Source organism: Streptomyces nogalater, from assembly GCF_039532885.1.
In the GTDB taxonomy this organism is placed as follows: Bacteria; Actinomycetota; Actinomycetes; order Streptomycetales; family Streptomycetaceae; genus Streptomyces; species Streptomyces nogalater.
Genome location: NZ_BAAASM010000006.1, coordinates 201,817 through 218,377, shown reverse-complemented (window position 1 = coordinate 218,377; position 16,561 = coordinate 201,817). Strand labels below are relative to the sequence as shown.

At 75.5% G+C, this 16,561-nt stretch carries 12 protein-coding genes; all 12 read left to right on the top strand.

Translation table 11 applies throughout. The annotated features are described in order from the left end of the window. The first annotated feature begins 57 nt into the window (after positions 1-57). The 12 genes from ABD350_RS06710 to ABD350_RS06655 all read left to right on the top strand — a co-directional run bounded on the left by ABD350_RS06710 (position 58) and on the right by ABD350_RS06655 (position 16,540). A complete protein-coding gene (locus ABD350_RS06710; RefSeq protein WP_344346831.1) occupies positions 58-780 on the top strand; it encodes a helix-turn-helix transcriptional regulator in 723 nt (240 codons plus the stop codon). Between the two features lie 163 nt (positions 781-943). Further along, complete coding sequence (locus tag ABD350_RS06705) at positions 944-4,144, top strand: hypothetical protein (RefSeq protein ID WP_344346830.1); 3,201 nt, start codon at positions 944-946, stop codon at positions 4,142-4,144. Further along, on the top strand, positions 4,141-4,848 hold the full coding sequence (locus tag ABD350_RS06700; RefSeq protein WP_344346828.1) for a Pvc16 family protein: 708 nt from the start codon (positions 4,141-4,143) through the stop codon (positions 4,846-4,848). The genes ABD350_RS06705 and ABD350_RS06700 overlap by 4 nt, the downstream gene beginning before the upstream one ends. Positions 4,849-5,048: 200 nt before the next feature. Then, positions 5,049-7,088 (top strand): AAA family ATPase, encoded by a 2,040-nt coding sequence (locus ABD350_RS06695; RefSeq protein ID WP_344347050.1) that lies wholly within the window; start codon positions 5,049-5,051, stop codon positions 7,086-7,088. 352 nt (positions 7,089-7,440) lie between these two features. Then, complete coding sequence (locus ABD350_RS06690; RefSeq protein ID WP_344346827.1) at positions 7,441-9,000, top strand: phage tail sheath family protein; 1,560 nt, start codon at positions 7,441-7,443, stop codon at positions 8,998-9,000. A 53-nt stretch (positions 9,001-9,053) separates the two neighbouring features. Beyond that, positions 9,054-9,494, top strand: a complete 441-nt coding sequence (locus ABD350_RS06685; protein WP_030609652.1) for a phage tail protein — start codon at positions 9,054-9,056, stop codon at positions 9,492-9,494. After that, a complete protein-coding gene (locus ABD350_RS06680; RefSeq protein ID WP_344346826.1) occupies positions 9,491-10,000 on the top strand; it encodes a hypothetical protein in 510 nt (169 codons plus the stop codon). The genes ABD350_RS06685 and ABD350_RS06680 overlap by 4 nt, the downstream gene beginning before the upstream one ends. Further along, entirely contained in the window at positions 9,997-10,155 is a 159-nt protein-coding gene (locus ABD350_RS06675) for a DUF6760 family protein (RefSeq protein WP_344346825.1), read from the top strand. The genes ABD350_RS06680 and ABD350_RS06675 overlap by 4 nt, the downstream gene beginning before the upstream one ends. Before the next feature lie 4 nt (positions 10,156-10,159). Continuing rightward, positions 10,160-13,417, top strand: coding sequence for a hypothetical protein (locus ABD350_RS06670; RefSeq protein ID WP_344346824.1), 3,258 nt, complete (start codon positions 10,160-10,162; stop codon positions 13,415-13,417). 87 nt (positions 13,418-13,504) lie between these two features. Continuing rightward, complete coding sequence (locus tag ABD350_RS06665) at positions 13,505-13,930, top strand: phage tail protein (protein WP_344346822.1); 426 nt, start codon at positions 13,505-13,507, stop codon at positions 13,928-13,930. A 67-nt stretch (positions 13,931-13,997) separates the two neighbouring features. Beyond that, positions 13,998-14,720 carry a CIS tube protein gene (locus ABD350_RS06660; protein ID WP_344346821.1) on the top strand — a complete coding sequence of 241 codons (723 nt, stop codon included), beginning with the start codon at positions 13,998-14,000 and terminating at the stop codon, positions 14,718-14,720. Beyond that, complete coding sequence (locus tag ABD350_RS06655; RefSeq protein ID WP_344346820.1) at positions 14,717-16,540, top strand: VgrG-related protein; 1,824 nt, start codon at positions 14,717-14,719, stop codon at positions 16,538-16,540. The genes ABD350_RS06660 and ABD350_RS06655 overlap by 4 nt, the downstream gene beginning before the upstream one ends. Positions 16,541-16,561: the final 21 nt, after the last annotated feature.

The window sequence follows — 16,561 nt, the reverse complement described above, 5'->3', positions numbered from 1 at the left end:
CGCCCGTCCCCACCCTCGCATCCCCCCGACCCGTACTCATCAGACAGGTAACCCCTTATGTCCAGCTCAAACACAGCCGGGCCGGCCGTGCCCGCCACCGCCTCTCCTGGGCCGGCCCCGGCCTGGACCTCACACCGGACCCCTCCCGCCGACCGTCCCGACCGGGTCACCGTCGCCGTGTACGCCGCCGACCCGGTGCTGCGCCTGGGCGTCGTCCAGCAGCTGCGGCAGCGCCCCGAGATCGACCTGCTCGCCGACGCCGACGCCGAGCGGGCCCAGGTGTCGCTGGTGGTCGTGGACCACGTCGACGACGACGTGGCCGCGCTGCTGCACCGGTTGCGGCACAACACCGCCACCCGTACCGGCCTGGTGGTCGCCACCCTCGGCTCCGGCTCGCTGCAACGGGTCATCGAGTGCGGGGTGGCGGCGGTGCTGCGGCGCGCCGAGGCCGACCAGGACCAGCTGCTGCGGCTCGTCGTGGCCATAGCCAACGGCGAGGGCGTCCTGCCCGGCGACCTGCTCGGCAAGCTCCTCAGCCATGTGGGCAGCCTCCAGCGGTCGGCGCTCGATCCGCGGGGACTGTCCCTGTCGACCCTGACCACCCGTGAGGCGGACATGCTGCGGATGGTGTCGGAGGGCCTGGACACCGCCGAGATCGCCCGCAAGACCTCGTACTCCGAACGGACCGTCAAGAACATCCTCCACGAGGTGATCACCCGGCTCCAGCTGCGCAACCGGGCCCACGCGGTCGGCTACGCGCTGCGCAACGGGCTGATCTGACGGGACGGTCCGGGAACGGCCCCGCCGGGAACGCGCACTGCCCGAAAGCGCACCGCGCGTTTCCCCCGGGTATGGCCCCGCCGCCCTCCCGCGCCGCGCGCGCCCGGGACAGGGTGGCGGGGGCACACCCGGATTGCCGCACCAGACTGCGAGGGGGACCTTGATGGGAACCGCTGGCCCCGGCGGGCGGTACCGCCTGGGGCGGCTCGGCGCGACGGCGCTGCTGCTGATCCCCCTGCTCGGCGCGACCGCGGCCTCCGGCGAGAACGGCACCGCCGACGCCTCGCCGCGGGTGGCCACCACGGCCCCGGAGACCCGGATCGCGTTCGCCGGCACCCGGCACCGCAGCCTCGGCGTGCCCACCTCGGACAAGACCAGCGCCGCGCTGTTCGACACCGGCCCGGCCCACAACGACATCCAGCCGTCCGCCCTCGGCGACCGACTGGTCTTCGCCAGCCGCCGGGACGAGAAGGACCCGCAGATCTATCTGCGGGACGCCGGCGGTTCCCTGCACCGCCTCACCAGAGGCATGGACGCGGCCCACCCCCGGCTGACGCCGGACGGCGCCTCCGTGGTCTTCGACGCGGCCGCGCCCGGCGGCCCGGACGGCAAGGACCAGCGCGACCTGTGGCTGGTGCCCGCCGACGGCACCGGACGGCCGACCCCGCTCACCAAAAGCCGCGCCGACGAGACCCACCCGACGGTCTCCCCGGACGGTACGCGCCTCGCGTACTCCAGCAACGAGGACGCGACGGCCGGGGCGCAGATCTACGTACGGCCCCTGAACGGCGGCACCGCCGACCGGGTCACCGATCCCGCCAACGGCACGGCCACCGAGCCGGTGTGGAACCCGGTGAACGACAAGGACCACCGCGGCCTCATCGCGTACACCGCCACCAAGGGCGGCCGGTCCCAGCTGAGGGAGACGAACGGCCCCGGCACCACCGACGGGCCGCTGCTCGGCGGCGACCGGGAGCAGTGGCGGGCCCACGCGCCGGCCTGGATGCCGGGCGGGAACGAGGTGCTGTTCCTCAGCCCCGAGATCACCTGCCAGTGCGAGGGCAACTACGACCACGTGTTCCGCGCCAAGTCGCACGACACCGGGACGCCCGGGCTGGTGCTGAACGAGAACCGGGAGGTCGCCTCGCCCACCTGGCTCGGCCCGCTCGACGGCGGCCGGGCGGTGGTGGAGCACATCACGGCCGACAGCCCGCACACGGTGACGCTCCAGGACATCCGGGCGGACGGGGCCGACCCCCGCGACCTGAACCTGACGATCCTGAACGAGGATCCGGAGGCCGACACCAACATCGACCCGAAGAAGGACCCGCTCTTCCAGCCCGGGCCCGACTACGACCCGTGGACCGAGCGGCAGAGCTACACACCCGACGGCCGCCGCATCGTGGTGACCCGTTTCGCGGGCCCGCGTGGCAACCGCGTCGAGGAGATCTGGCTGGCGGACGCCGACGGCGGCCACCCGAAGCGGCTGGAGCTCGCCGGACGCGGACCGCGCGATCGGGACACCGACCCGGCGTTCTCCCCGGACGGCAAGTACCTCGCCTTCACCCGGATCTCGCCGGGCACCGACGGGGCCGCGCCCACCAGCAAGGTGCTCATCGCGGACGTCGCCTCCGGCGCGATCACCGGCACGATCGTCCCGCCCGACACGGAGCTCAAGGGCCACGACGCCCAGCCCACCTGGTCCTCCGACGGCACGATGCTGGCCTTCACCCGCGACGAGCTGGTCTACGGCGCCGGCGGCAACAAGCACATCTGGACCGTGCCCGTGAACAACCTGGGCCGGCAGGACGACCTGAGCGAGAAGATCTGCCCGGGCACCTGCGCGGTCATCGACGACAGCCCCGCGTTCTCCCCCGACGGGGGCAGCATCGCCTTCAACCGCAAGAACGGCGCCGGCGTGATCGACACCGGCGAGCACAACGGCATCATCGTGACCTCCGTGTCCGGCAAGGACTGCCGGGTGCTCCTCCCCGGCTCCGCCCGTGACGTGAACGACGCCTGCCGCCGCGAACTGCCGGAGAACCCCGGGCCGTTCCAGCCCCGGGACGCCGCCTGGACGCCCGACGGCGCGTCCCTGGTGCTCAGTTCCCGCCCCAGCCGGCCGGTCAACAGCCCGGAGAAGCTCAAGGTGCTGAACGTCGTCACCGGCGAACTGACCAAGCTCACCAACGACCTGCCGGGCCGGCACAAGGAGCCCAGCGTCCAGCAGTCCGTGGACCTCGCCGTCCGGGCGCCCGGCACCGTCCCGGACGTGACCGTCGGCGACTCCACCACGGTCCGCGTCGACGTCGTCAACAACGGCCCGGCCGCCTCCCCCGGCACCCGGCTGACCATCGCCCCGCCCGCCGGGGTCACCGTCACCCGGATCACCCGGCCCGACGGCGCCTGCGTCCCCGCCTCCCTCCAGTGCGATCTGGGCGTGGTGCGGCCCGGTACGACGGTCCCGGTGGACGTCACCCTCACCGGGCTCACCCCGGGTGACGCGCAGGTCGGCTGGTCGGTCACCGGTACGGTCCTGGACCCGCGGCCCGACGACAACGCGGGCCGGACCGTGGTGCCGGTGCGCACGCCCCCGCCGCCGACACCCACCCCCACGCCCACCCCGACCCCGACGCCGACCCCGCCCCCGGCTCCCACCCCGACGCCGACACCGCCGCCCACCGTGCCGCCGGTGCCGCCGCAGCCGCCGGCCCCGGCCGCCGGACCCGGCGTACACGTCACGGCCCAGCCCAACCCCGGCTACGTCGGCGGCCGGGTCGTGGTGACGTACACCGTCCGCAACGGCCGCGATGCCCTGGCCACCGGGCTGCGGCTGCGCATCGGGCTGCCCGCCGGGATCCCCGACAGCGGGCCGCCGCCGGGCTGCGACGCCTCCTGGCTGTGCGCGCTGCCGGACCTCCGGCCGGGCGGAAGCACCGTCGTCCGCGTCGTGCTCAGCCCCAAGAAGGCGATGACCGGCCAGGTCACCGGCGTGCTCACCACCACCGGCACGGACGCCGACCGGAGCGACAACACCGCCCGGCAGCGGCTGCGCATCCTCCAGCCGCGCATCATCGCCGTACCGGAGATCGGCAAGCCCGGCTTCGTCACCTCCGTGCGCGGCAAGGACTTCCCGCCCGGTGCACCGGTGCGGTTCACCTGGAAGCCGGGGATCACCGCGGCGGCGGCACCGACCGTGCCGGGGCCCGACGGCACCTTCATCGGACAACTGCTCATCCTCGCCAAGGACCAGACCGGGCCGCGCGTCATCATCGCCAAGGGCCCCGGGTTCTCCCCGGTGCAGACCGACTTCCTGGTGGTCAGCGGCAGCATCCAGCCGCCCGACGAGGTGACCCGCCGGTGATCCACGAGGTAGACGAGGGGCTGCGCCGGCTGCTTGGCGAGTCCGGTCTGGAGGCGTCGGGCGTCGAGGTCGTCTTCGACGCCCCCACCCGGGACTGGGCCGCGCGCCGCAGCGCGCCCACGGTCTGCGTCTTCCTGTACGACATCCGCGAGGACGCCGCCCGGCGCGGCAGCGGCGCGGGGGAGGTGTACGACGCGGACGGGCAGCTCGTGGCGCGGCGCACCCCGCCCCGCTGGTTCGACCTGACCTACCTGGTCACCGCGTGGGCCAGCCGCCCGCAGGACGAACACCGGCTGCTGTCGCAGGTGCTGGCCTGCCTGGTGGCAGCCGACACGCTGCCCGCGCGGCTGCTCACCGGCACGCTCGCCGAACTGGGCCTGACCGTGGGCCTGGACGTCGCCGGGGCCGCCGCCGACGTACCGGCCGCCGCCGATGTGTGGTCGGCGCTCGGCGGCGAGCTGAAGGCGTCGCTGGGGGTACGGGTGCGGGCGCCGCTCGCCGGGGCGGTCACGGCCGTCGCACCGCCGGTCACCGAGGGACTCGTCGTGCGCTCCGCCGCCCGGCGCGTGGACGGTCCGGCGGATCCGGAGCGCCGGCTGCGCTACACGGAGGTGGGCGACCCGGGCCCGCAGGGCTTCGCCGGCCCCCGCGAACGGGGCCCGGCCCCCGCCCGCCGCCGCCACCGGGGAGACCGCCAGCCGTGACCCGTACGACCGAGAAGACCGTGACGAACCGCACCGCCGCCGCGCCACCCGTGAAGCCGGTCACCGAGACCACCACCGGGCCGGGCGGGCCGGGTGGGGAGCCGGACGCCGGAGCTGCCGCCGGGCCCGCCGAGCAGGGCGAGCCGGGGGGCGGGCCGGGTGCCGTCGGTGGTCGTCCCTCTCCCGACGCCGTGTTTGGTATGGATCCGCTGTGGGACCGGTTGCGGGCCGTCGAGGAGCGGGTGCGGTGGGCCGTGGAGGTGCGGCGGGCCGGGGATCCCGACCCCGACGACCCCTACCGGGGCCAGTACCTCACCCCCGAGGCGGCGGCGCGCGTCCTGGACGAGCCGGGCGGGCTCGGCGTCCCCGGACCCGACCCCTGGCAGCCGCCGGCCGGCTCCGTCCTCGGCGCGCTCGCCGCACGGTTCGGGCTGTCCCCGCTGGACCTGGACCTGCTCCTGGTCGCGGTGGCGCCCGATCTCGACGCGCGGTTCGAGCGGCTCTACGGCTACCTCAACGACGACCTGACCCGGCGCCGGCCCACCGTCGGACTCGCCCTGGAACTGTGCGGGCTGGCCGGGGCGGCCCCCGGACGCTTCCGGCTCGCCCCCGCGGCACCGCTGGTCGCGGGCGGCCTGGTGGAGGTCACCGAGGCGGAACGGCCGCCGTTGTCCCGCGTCCTCGCGGTCCCCGACCGGGTCACCGCGCATCTGCTGGGGAACGCGTGGCCCGACGCCCGGCTGGCCGGCGTGCTCGACGGGGCCCGCGAGGACCCGACCGCCGAGCCCGGGCAGGTGCGCCGCACGGCGGCGGCGGCCCGGACCGGCACCGGCCTGGTCCATCTGCGCGGCCGGGGCGACACCGGGGGCCTGGCCGTCGCGGCGCTCCGCGCGGCGGACCTGCGCCCGCTGGTGCTGGACGCGGCGGCGCTCGCCCGGCGCTCCGGCGACGTACCGGAGCTGGCGCGGGTGACCGCCCTCGAAGCCCGGTTGACCGGCGCCGGAGTGGTCCTCGGCCCGCTGGAGGCGTTGCCCGACGAACCCGCCGAACGGGCCCGCACCCTGCGGACGCTGTGTACGGCGCTGCGCGGCATCCCCCTGCTGATCCACGGCACCACCGGCTGGGACCCGGCCTGGGCCGCGGACACCCCCGTCGTCCTGACCGTGCCGGCGCCCTCGCCCGAGCGGCAGGCCGCACGCTGGCGGCACGCCCTGGAGCGGGCCGCCGGTGACGGTCCCGTACCCGGTGACACCGAGGCGCTCGCCCGGGCGGTGGCCGCGCACCGCCTGGACTCCGGGCAGCTGCGCCGCGCCGCCGACGTGGCCGTGCGCACCGCCGCCCTCGCGGACCGCCCGGTCCACCCCGACGACCTGCGCACCGCCGTACGCGCCCAGAACGGCGCCGGCCTGGACCGGCTGGCCCGCCGGGTGGAGCCCTCGGTCGGCTGGGACGACCTGGTGCTCCCGCCGCCCACCCACCGGCGGCTGCGCGAACTGGCGCTGCGCGCCCGCCACCGCGAGCAGGTCCTCGGCCAGTGGGGGATGCGGCCCGGCGGCGGACGCGGGCGCGGGGTGATCGCGCTGTTCGCGGGCGAGTCGGGCACCGGCAAGACCATGTCCGCCGAGGTCGTCGCGGCGGACCTGGGCATGGACCTGTACGTGGTCGACCTGTCCACGGTGGTCGACAAGTACGTGGGCGAGACCGAGAAGAACCTGGAGCGGATCTTCACCGAGGCGTCGGCGGTCAACGCGGTGCTGCTCTTCGACGAGGCCGACGCGATCTTCGGCAAGCGCTCGGAGGTGAAGGACGCGCACGACCGGCACGCCAACATCGAGTCGGCGTACCTGCTCCAGCGCATGGAGTCGTTCGACGGGATCGCGGTGCTGACCACCAATCTGCGGGCCAACCTGGACGAGGCGTTCACCCGCCGGCTGGACGTGATCGCCGACTTCCCGGTGCCCGACGCCGCCCAGCGGCTCGCCCTGTGGGAACGCTGTCTGGGCGACCGCCTGCCCCGGGCCGGCGACCTGGATCTCGCCTTCTGCGCCGACCGCTTCGAACTGGCCGGCGGCTCGATCCGGGCCTGCGCGGTGACCGCCGCCTACCTCGCGGCGGAGTCCGGGGCGCCGCTCACCATGAGCCAGCTGGTGACGGCGATCGCCCAGGAGTACCGCAAGCTGGGCCGCCTGGTCCTGGAGACCGAGTTCGGCCCGTACCTGTCGGCGGCCGTGGGCGCCTGAGGGGCGTTTCCCCTCGGACACGGGCCCCGGCAACTCCCCAGGGGGCGCGGGGAACCGCGCGCCCGGCCCCGGCGCACCCGCACCCGGCGACACACCCGCACCCCTTGCGGCGAGACCCCGCACCCGCTCCCGTCGGCGACCCAGTGCACCGCCCGGGTGCCGGGGGTGTCCAGGGGCGTAGGGGCAGTGTGCGGGCAAGGGCGGGGGGCCGGTGGGCGGTCGGGGCGGGCTGGGAAAGGCAGCGTTCCTGCCCCCGGTCGGGTCCGCACGTCCCTGTCCCCCCGGCGCACCCGTCCCGCAGACTCGGCCTGGACACAGGTGACCCACCCGCAAGGACCCCGAAGGAGCGAGCATGCCGACGTACCTCACCCCGGGCGTGTACGTGGAGGAGGTGCAGTCCGGTGCCCGTCCGATCGAAGGGGTCGGCACCGCCGTCGCCGCGTTCGTCGGGTTCGCCGAGACCGGCCCGTTCCACACCCCGACGCTGGTCACCAGCTGGGACCAGTACACCCAGCTGTTCGGCGGCTTCACCGAGGGCACCTATCTGGCGCACTCGGTCTACGGCTACTTCGCCAACGGCGGCGGCGCCGCGTACGTGGTGCGCATCGGCGGCTCCGCCCAGGACGCCTCCGCCCCGGCGGCCGAGGCCGGCGGACGGCGCGAGGCCCGGGCGGCGCAGCCCGTCGAACTGGGCGGCTTCCTGATCGCGGCCCGGCCGGGCACCACCGGCGTGTCGGTGGAGATCGCCGACGCCGACGGCGAGAACCCGCCGGAGGACCGCTTCAAGGTGCTGGTCCGCCAGGGCGACCAGGTCGCGGAGACGTACGAGGCCTCCACCCGGAAGAACGTCAAGGGCTACCTGGTCACCCAGGCCCGCGGCTCCCGGCTGATCGAGGTCACCGAGCAGCAGGGTGCCACCCAGACCCGGCCCGCCAACCAGACCGTGCCGCTCGCCGAGGCCCCGGCCGCGCCCGCCCCGTCCGGCTCCGGCGCGGTGGCCCGCCTCGACCCGGCCGAGTACGTCGGCGACGCCGCGGCCCGCACCGGGTTCGGCGGCCTGGAGACCATCGACGAGATCACCATGGTCGCGGTGCCGGACCTGATGAGCGCCTACCAGCGCGGCGACATCGACGCCGAGGGCGTGCGCACCGTGCAGCTCGCCGTGATCTCGCACTGCGAGCAGATGGGCGACCGGGTCGCGGTCCTGGACACCCCGCCCGGACTCAACGCCCAGCAGGTGCGCGCCTGGCGCAACGACGAGGCGGGCTACGACTCCCGGTACGCCACCCTCTACTACCCGTGGGTGCGGGTCTTCGACCCGGCCGCCGGACGCAACACCACCGTCCCGCCGAGCGGTCACATCGCCGGTGTGTGGGCGCGCAGCGACGCCGAGCGCGGTGTGCACAAGGCGCCCGCCAACGAGGTGATCCGCGGCGCGGTCGACCTGGAGCTCAGGCTCAGCAAGGGCGAGCAGGACCTGCTCAACCCGATCGGCGTGAACTGCGTACGCGCCTTCCCCGGCCGGGGCATCCGCATCTGGGGCGCCCGCACCCTCTCCTCCGACCCGGCCTGGCGCTACCTGAACGTGCGCCGGCTCTTCAACTACCTGGAGGAGTCGATCCTCCTGGGCACCCAGTGGGTGGTCTTCGAGCCGAACGACGACCGGCTCTGGTCGAGCATCCGGCGCAACGTCACCGCGTTCCTCACCGAGGAATGGCGCCGGGGCGCGCTGTTCGGCCGCACCGCCGAGGAGGCGTTCTACGTCAAGTGCGACCGCGACAACAACCCGCAGGAGTCCATCGACCAGGGCCGGGTCGTCTGCGAGATCGGCGTCTCGCCGGTCAAGCCCGCGGAGTTCGTGGTGTTCCGGCTGGCCCAGTTCTCCGACAGCACCAGTCTCATCGACGAGTGAGACGAGCCAGACCAGTGACCCGCGGGTCCAGCAACGGAAGGTGACAGACAGTCATGGCAACGGGCGATGCTCTTTCCACCCACGTCTTCGGCGTGCAGCTCGGTGGCTACCTGGTCGAATCGATCCAGGAGATCAGCGGACTGACCGTCGAGGAGGACGTCGTCGAGGTCAAGCAGGTCACCGCTGAGGGCAAGCAGATCATCCGCAAGCAGCCCGGCGGCCGGCAGGCGGGCGAGATCACGATCACCCGGGGACTCGACCAGAGCAGCGAGTTCACCAACTGGATCAAGGAGACCCTGAACAACGGGGCCGTCAACACCGCCCGGCAGAACCTCACCATCGAGATCAAGGACAGCGAGGGCAACACGGTCCGCCGTATCCAGCTGATGCAGGGCTGGGCCTCCAAGTGGGAGGGGCCGTCCCTGAAGGCGGGCGAGTCGGCCGCGGCCACCGAGTCCGTCACCATCGTGTTCGAGGAGATCATCGTCGAATGAGGCGCCGTACCGTGACGGCGGGCAACCTGGAGGAGATCCTCCAGCTGACGACGCCCGCCCAGGGGACCGAGCAGGCGGCGGCGCCCCCCGCCGCCGCCCCGGCTCCGGCCCCGCCGCCCCGCGAGGAACAGCACGGGCTGCGCACCGAGTTCGACTTCGTGCTGCCGCGCGGTTACGTCGACGAGGCGGGCACGGTCCACCGCGAGGGCGCGATGCGCCTGGCCACGGCCCGGGACGAACTGCGGCCGCAGATCGATCTGCGGGTCAAGGAGAACCCGGCGTACCTGAGCGTGGTGCTGCTGAGCCAGGTGATCACCCGGATCGGCACCATCACCGATGTGCACGCCGGGATCGTGGAACGGATGTACGCCACCGACGTCGCCTTCCTCCAGGACTTCTACCGCCGTGTGAACAGCGAGGGGCACACCCGGGCGGCGGTGACCTGCCCGCACTGCGAGGGCGGCTTCGAAGTCGACCTCTCGGGTGGGCGCCTGGGGGAATCGTGACGTACGCCCTTCCCCGGCTCCGGGAGGAGATCGCGTACATCGCTTATCACTTCCACTGGTCGCGCGAGGAGATCCTCGACCTGACCCATGACGAACGACGGCAGTGGGTGGCCGAGATCGCCCGTATCAACACCCGCGTGAACGAAGGCGGTTGAGCACATGGCATGGCGGGACAGGCTGCGCCGCCGGTCCGCCGGGACGGGAGGCGTGCGGCGCGGGGAGCGCGAGGGCGCCCCGGCCGCCGCCGTGCCCGGTGCTCCGGCCGCCGCCGCGCCGGACGCCCCGGCCGCCTCCGTGCCCGCCGACTGGGACGGTGGCTGGCGCCGTACCGCGCCACCGGAACTGACCGTGTCCCGCGCGCCGCTCGGCGTCAGCGACGGTCTCGCTTTCCGGTCCGGCCTCGCCGCCTGGCAGAACCCGTCGTTCGACTCCGGTCTTGCCCACGCCCTGCTGCCCACGGCTCCGACGGGCCTGGTCCACGGCGTCACCCGACGCCCGGCCACCCCTCGGTCCGCCCCTGCCGAAGGGGGCCCGCTGCTGCTGCGGGCGCTGCGGCGGGAGGGGGACCAGGAAGCGACGGCCGGGCCGGAACCGGTCGGTCCGGCCACGCCCGCTTCGGCTTCGTCCGGTTCGGCTTCGTCCGGTTCGGTTTCCCCGGGCGCGGGGGCTTCCCGGGCTTCCCGGGCTTCCCGTGGCGGGGTCGCGGGGGAGGGGCGCCCGGGTGTCGCCCGGTCGAGCCGTGCCCTCACGTCCGCGGATTCCCCCGCCGTGCTGTCCCCGTCCTCCCCCGCCGTCCAGCGTGCCGTCGCGCCCGGAACCGGTCCGGTGGCGGCTCCGGCCGACACCGGCCGCCGGGCCGCCCTGCCGGAGATTCCGGTGGTACGGCGGGTGACGGCGGTTCCGGGAGCGGTCGCCGGCGCGGCCGCGCCGCAGGTGCGGTCCGGGTCCGGAGGGGGCGCGCGGCCGCAGGCTTCGCCCACCTCCGGAGCCGGCGTGTCCCGTCCGGCCGTCCGGCCCCGCCCGACCAGCCCGGCCCTCACCGTGGCCCGCCGCCCGGCCGGCCCCCTGCGCCGCGTCCCCGCGCTGCCGCCCACGGCCCCGGCTCCGGCTCCGGCTCCGGACGAGGGCGCCCAGGCACCGGCCCGCCCCGCCACCGGCAAGGCTCCCGACGCACCCGGCGGCCGGTCGTCCACGACCGCCGAGGCCGGGGCGGGGGTGCGCCCGGCCGATCCCGCGCCGGGTACGGCGACTCGCGCGCCTCTCGGCGCCCCGCTCACCGAACTCCCGCCCACCGCACGCCCGTTGACGGACGGGAGCCCCGTTCAGCGCTCCACGTCCGGCACCGGCCCGGCGCCCGGTCCGGCGCTCCCGGTCGTCCAGCGTCAGGCCGAGGGCGCCTCCGGCACCCCGGGCTCGTACGACGGCGGCGCGAAGGGAACCGCCCGGCGCGCCCCGGGCGGCCCCGCCGCATCCGCCGGCACCCCGGACCGGGCCCCCGCCCGTGGCGGGGCACGCGCGCGCGGCGGCCTGGGCGCGCCGCTGCCCGAACTGCCGCCCAGCGCCGACGTCCCGGGCGCTTCCGGGCCCGGCGGCCGGGGTGGCCGGCGTGCCCGGGTACGACAGGACAGCGCGTCCACGGCCCCATCGGACCAAGGGCGTACCCCCGCCGAGGCGACACCGTCCGCAGCCGTAGGAAACGGCACGGGCGCACCGCTGCCGGGTCCCGGCGCCGTACAGCGTCGCCCGGCGGCGGACTCCGCCGGCACAGGTGCGCCGGAAGCCGCTCCCCACCCCGGGAGCGCCCCGGACGCGCCGCTGCTGGGCAAGGGTGTCGTGCAGCGCAGTGCGGCGGCGGACCCTGGCGCCGGTGTCCCGGAGGCCGGTACCCGTCCCGGGAGCGGCCTGGACGCACCGCTGGTGGAGAAGCCCACCGTGCAGCGAAGCGCGGTGGCGGACACGGGCGCCCCGGAGCCCGGCCGGCCCGCACGCTCCGGCGGCGGCCCCGACACGTCGCCGGTGGAGAAGGGCGCCGTACAGCGTCGTCCGGCGGAGGGCTCCGCCGGGGGACGTACCCCGCAGGCCGGCGCACCGCGTTCCGGCAGCGGCCCGGACGCGCCGCTGCTGGGCAAGGGTGCCGTGCGGCCCGGTCCGGTGGCGGACTCCGGTGACGGAAGCACCCCGGTGGCCGCCGGCCATCCCGGCGACGGGCCCGCCACGCCGCTGGTGACACCGTCGCGGACCGCCGCGTCGCAGAGCCCGGCCGACACGGGCGGGCCCCGGGCCACCACCGTGAGCGGGTCCCCGGCCACGGCGTCGCCGGGCCCGTCCCCGGCGGCGGGCACGGGCCGGGCGGGAGACACGCGGCGCCCCGGTACGGCCCCCGGTGCCCGGCGGCACCCCGGCCCCACCGGCGGGACGCCCGTCGTCGTCGCCCGTGCCGTGGCCGACGGCGCGCCCGGTGCGCCGGGCGCCGCGGGTGTCCGGCGCACCGGACCGGCCGGGCAGCCCCCGCTCACCGTGGCCCGTTCCGCCCCGGCGACACCCCGTACCCTCTCCCTGCTCGCCGCGCGGCCGCTCACCCTGAACACCCGCCCGGTGGCAGGGGCGGCGGCGCCCGCCCCGGCGCGTCCCGCCGGCCGTCCCGTCGTGCCGGCCCGCTGGCCCGGCACCCCGGCCGGCGCGCACCACGAAGGATCCGTCGGCCGGTCCGGGCCCGCCCCGGCGGTGCCGAGCGTCCAGCGGGCCGCGGCCGCACGCCCCGGCCCGCAGGCCGCGGCCGCGCCGGCCCCCGCTTCCGTGGGCCCCGTCCACCGTGCCTCCGGCCCGGCGGCCGGGCGAACCCCCGATCCCGTACACCCCGGCGGGCAGCCAACGGCCACGGTCCAGCGCGTCCCCGTCGTCCGTCCCGCCCCGCCTCGCGCCGAGGCACCCGGGCCCGGCACCTCCGCTCCCTCCGCCCCCGTACCCGCCCGGTCCCTCCCGGTGACCGCCCCGCAGGCGCCGCCGCTCGCGGACCGCCCGTCGGGGATGCCGGCGCCGGCACCGGCGGCGCCCGTCCCCGTGGTCCGGTGGCAGAACCCGGCGCGGACCGGTGCCGCCGGAGGCAAGGCGCCCGTGGTGCAGCGCACCGGGGACGCCGCACCCCCGGCCGCGTCGACGCGTGGCCGCCACCGGTCGGCCACCGTGTCCGGTACGTCGTCCGGCTCCCCCTCCGGCACGTCGTCCGGTACGTCCTCGCGCTCGTCGTCCGCCTCCGGCAAGAGCGCGGTCCGGCGGCCCCCCGAGACCCCGCCCGATCCCGGTCTCGACCTGGACGACCTGGCGCGCCGGCTGCTCGACCCGGTGGCCCGGCTGCTCCGCGCCGAACTGCGGCGCGGCCGGGAACGCACGGGCCGTCCGCACGACGGACGCCGCTGAGACCGCGGAACGGATGAGGCGACCCGGTGAACGACGCCACGCAGACGGAGAAGGCCTGCCCGAGGCCACGGAACGGATGACGGACGAATGACGGACAGCATCTTCGCGACGAGCGTGTTCTTCCGGCTCGCGATCGGCGGCGACGACCTCGGCGCCTTCAACACCTGCTCCGGCATGGGTGCCGAGGTGGAGATCGAGAGCTATGCCGAGGGCGGCAACAACGGCTTCACCTGGCAGCTGCCCGGCCGCGTGACCTGGTCCAACATCACGCTCACCCGGCCGGTCACCGCCGACACGGTGAAGATCGGCCGCTGGCTGGACGAGACGCTGAAGCGGGTGGAGCGCAAGGACGGCGAGATCGTGGCGCTGAGGCCGGACCTGACCCCGATCATCAGCTGGCAGGTCTTCGGGATCGTCCCGGTGCGCTGGCAGGGACCGTCCTTCGATCCCAGCAGCTCCGAACCGGCCGTGGAGACCCTGGAGATCGCCCACGAGGGCCTGCGCCCGTCCTGACCCGCCCCGCCCCCGCCCCGCCTCGTAGCCGTAACCGCCCGTCGCCCGTAGGAAAGGAAGTCCCGGCATGTCCCCAGCGGTCCGTTCCAGCCGGGCCAGGGCCCAGCTGACCCTGATGGAGCCCCCCGCCTCGGTCGGCGCGAAGCCCGGCGGCACGATCGCGCGGCTCAACCTCCAGTTCAACCCCTCCACCCTGGAGCTGCGCAAGACCACCGAGTGGCGGCGCACCCCGTCCCGGATGGCGGGGCAGTCGGCGCTGCCCGAGTTCGTCGGCAGCGGCCCGCGCGAGCTGAGCCTGGAGGTGTTCCTGGACGCCACCGCCACCCACGACAACTCCGTGGAGCAGGCGGTGGAGAAGCTGATGAAGGGGTGCGTGCCGACCCCGGCCAGCCTCGGCCGGAAGAAGCCGGCCAGCCCCTGGGTGCGGTTCGAGTGGGGCACCGCGCGGACCACCTCGTTCGACGGGGTGCTCTCCAGCCTGTCGGTCACGTACACCCTCTTCGACGTGGACGGCAGGCCGCTGCGGGCCACCTGCGCGCTGTCGATCGAGGAGGCGAGCGTCGACCCGGCGGGCCAGAACCCGACCTCCGGCGCGCGCACCGCCCGCAGTACGCACACCGTGGTGGCGGGCGACAGCCTGGCGATGCTGGCCTGGCGGGAGTACGGCGACGCGACGGCCTGGCGGGTCATCGCGGAGGCGAACGGAATCGACGACCCGATGGCGCTCGTACCCGGCACCGAACTGGTGGTGCCGGGGCTGCGGGACGCCGGCGGCGAGGAGGAGCGGTGACCACACCCGAGGCGCGGGGCGGCCGGTCGTTCGCGGCGGACCCCGTCATCGAGACGCCCGGCGAGCTGCCACCGGTCTGGGCCGCCCAGCTGGTGAGCTGCGTGGTGGACGAGAACGTGGGCCTGCCGGACGCGGCGCAGCTCACCTTCCGCGACCCCGACCACGAGTTCCTGCGGGCGGCCGGCATCACCATCGGCACCCCGCTGAGGGTGTCGGTGGTGACGGTGAACGGGCAGGCCCGCGAGCGGCTGTTCGACGGCGAGGTCACCGCCCTGGAGGTGGACCGGGACCGTACCGGCTCGTTCACGGTGGTGCGCGCCTACTCCAAGGCGCACCGCCTCCAGCGCGGCCGCAAGGTGGTGGCGTACCGCAACATGACGGCGGCGGCGATCGTCCGCAAGGTGGCCGCCGGGGCCGGGCTGGCCTGCGGCACCGTGGAGGCCGCGCCGGTCACCTACCGGCAGCTGTCCCAGGCGAACGTGTCCGACTGGGACTTCCTGCAGTACCTGGCGGCCGAGAGCGGCGCGCAGGTGCGCGTGGACGACAAGGGCCTGCTCCAGTTCACCAAGCCGAAGAAGGCGTCCGCGGCGCCCGCGCCGTCGACGCCGGCCACCCGGGACCCGATGGTGCTGGAGTACGGGCGGAACCTGCTGGCGCTGCGGGCCTCGCTGTCGGCGGCGGACGGCGCCTCGCAGGTGGAGGTGCGCGGCTGGGACGTCACCACGAAACGCCCGCTGGTGGCCCGGCAGCCGTCGGTGGACAGCGACACGGCGGTGCCGGGACTCAGCCCGGCGTTCGCCGCCCGGTTCGGCACCGCGTCGAAGCTGACCGTCACCGACACCCCGTACCGCACCCAGGCCGAGACCACGGCCGTCGCCGACGCCGTCGCCGGCCAGGTGAGCGCCGGCTTCGCGGACCTGGAGGCCCTGGTCGAGGGCAACCCGCGGCTGCGGGCGGGCAAGCCGGTGGCACTCGGCAACGTCGGCCCGGCGTTCTCCGGCAAGTACACGGCGACCGCCGTGCAGCACGTCCTGGAGCCGCACGGCGGATACCGGACCACGGTGTGGGTGAGCGCCAGCCCCGACCGCTCCCTGACCGGCCTGGTGACCGGCGCCAACGCGCCCAGCCGCGGCCCGCGCATGCCGGGGCTGGCGATCGGCGTGGTCACGGACGTACGGGAGCCGGGCGGTGCCGAGAGCGGCGCGGTGAAGCTGCGGTTCCCCTGGCTGGACGACACGTACACCACCGACTGGGTGCGCACCGTGCAGTGGGGCGGCAAGGGCGGCGGAGGCGTGGTGAGCCCCGAGGTCAACGACGAGGTCCTGGTCGGCTTCGAACAGGGCCTGCTGGACAGCCCGTACGTCATCGGCGGGTTGTACAACGGCGTCGACAAGCCCTCCCCGCACGACGTGCCGCTGATCGACGGCACCACCGGCAAGGTCAACCGCCGCTCCCTCGTCTCCCGCTCCGGGCACCGGGTGGAGCTGCTCGACGCGAGGGCCCCGGGACCGTCCGGGCTGCGCCTGAGGACCGCCGACGAGCGGCTCGAGGTGTTCCTGGACGACCGGCGGGACCGGATCGAACTGACGGTGTACGCCAGGGGCCGGCAGCCCCTCACCTCCGTCGTGCTCGACGCCAAGGGCATCACCCTGGACGCGGGCCGGGGCGATGTGAGCGTCTCGGGCCGCAACGTGGACATCCAGGGCCGGGTCGGGGTGAAGGTCGGCGGCCGGTCGGTGAGCGTCACCGGCAGCACGGACGTCACCGTCGACGGCGGCCTGCTCGGCGTCCTGAAGGCCAAGCTCATCCGCATCAACTGACCCGTTACCACCCGCAGTCAA

What these genes read in the sequence shown, in the direction of transcription:
- ABD350_RS06665 (WP_344346822.1), top strand. Translation starts at nt 13,505, where the DNA reads ATGACGGACAGCATCTTCGCGACGAGCGTGTTCTTCCGGCTCGCGATC.
- ABD350_RS06660 (WP_344346821.1), top strand. Translation starts at nt 13,998, where the DNA reads ATGTCCCCAGCGGTCCGTTCCAGCCGGGCCAGGGCCCAGCTGACCCTG.
- ABD350_RS06685 (WP_030609652.1), top strand. Translation starts at nt 9,054, where the DNA reads ATGGCAACGGGCGATGCTCTTTCCACCCACGTCTTCGGCGTGCAGCTC.
- ABD350_RS06695 (WP_344347050.1), top strand. Translation starts at nt 5,049, where the DNA reads ATGGATCCGCTGTGGGACCGGTTGCGGGCCGTCGAGGAGCGGGTGCGG.
- ABD350_RS06690 (WP_344346827.1), top strand. Translation starts at nt 7,441, where the DNA reads ATGCCGACGTACCTCACCCCGGGCGTGTACGTGGAGGAGGTGCAGTCC.
- ABD350_RS06705 (WP_344346830.1), top strand. Translation starts at nt 944, where the DNA reads ATGGGAACCGCTGGCCCCGGCGGGCGGTACCGCCTGGGGCGGCTCGGC.
- ABD350_RS06670 (WP_344346824.1), top strand. Translation starts at nt 10,160, where the DNA reads ATGGCATGGCGGGACAGGCTGCGCCGCCGGTCCGCCGGGACGGGAGGC.
- ABD350_RS06680 (WP_344346826.1), top strand. Translation starts at nt 9,491, where the DNA reads ATGAGGCGCCGTACCGTGACGGCGGGCAACCTGGAGGAGATCCTCCAG.
- ABD350_RS06710 (WP_344346831.1), top strand. Translation starts at nt 58, where the DNA reads ATGTCCAGCTCAAACACAGCCGGGCCGGCCGTGCCCGCCACCGCCTCT.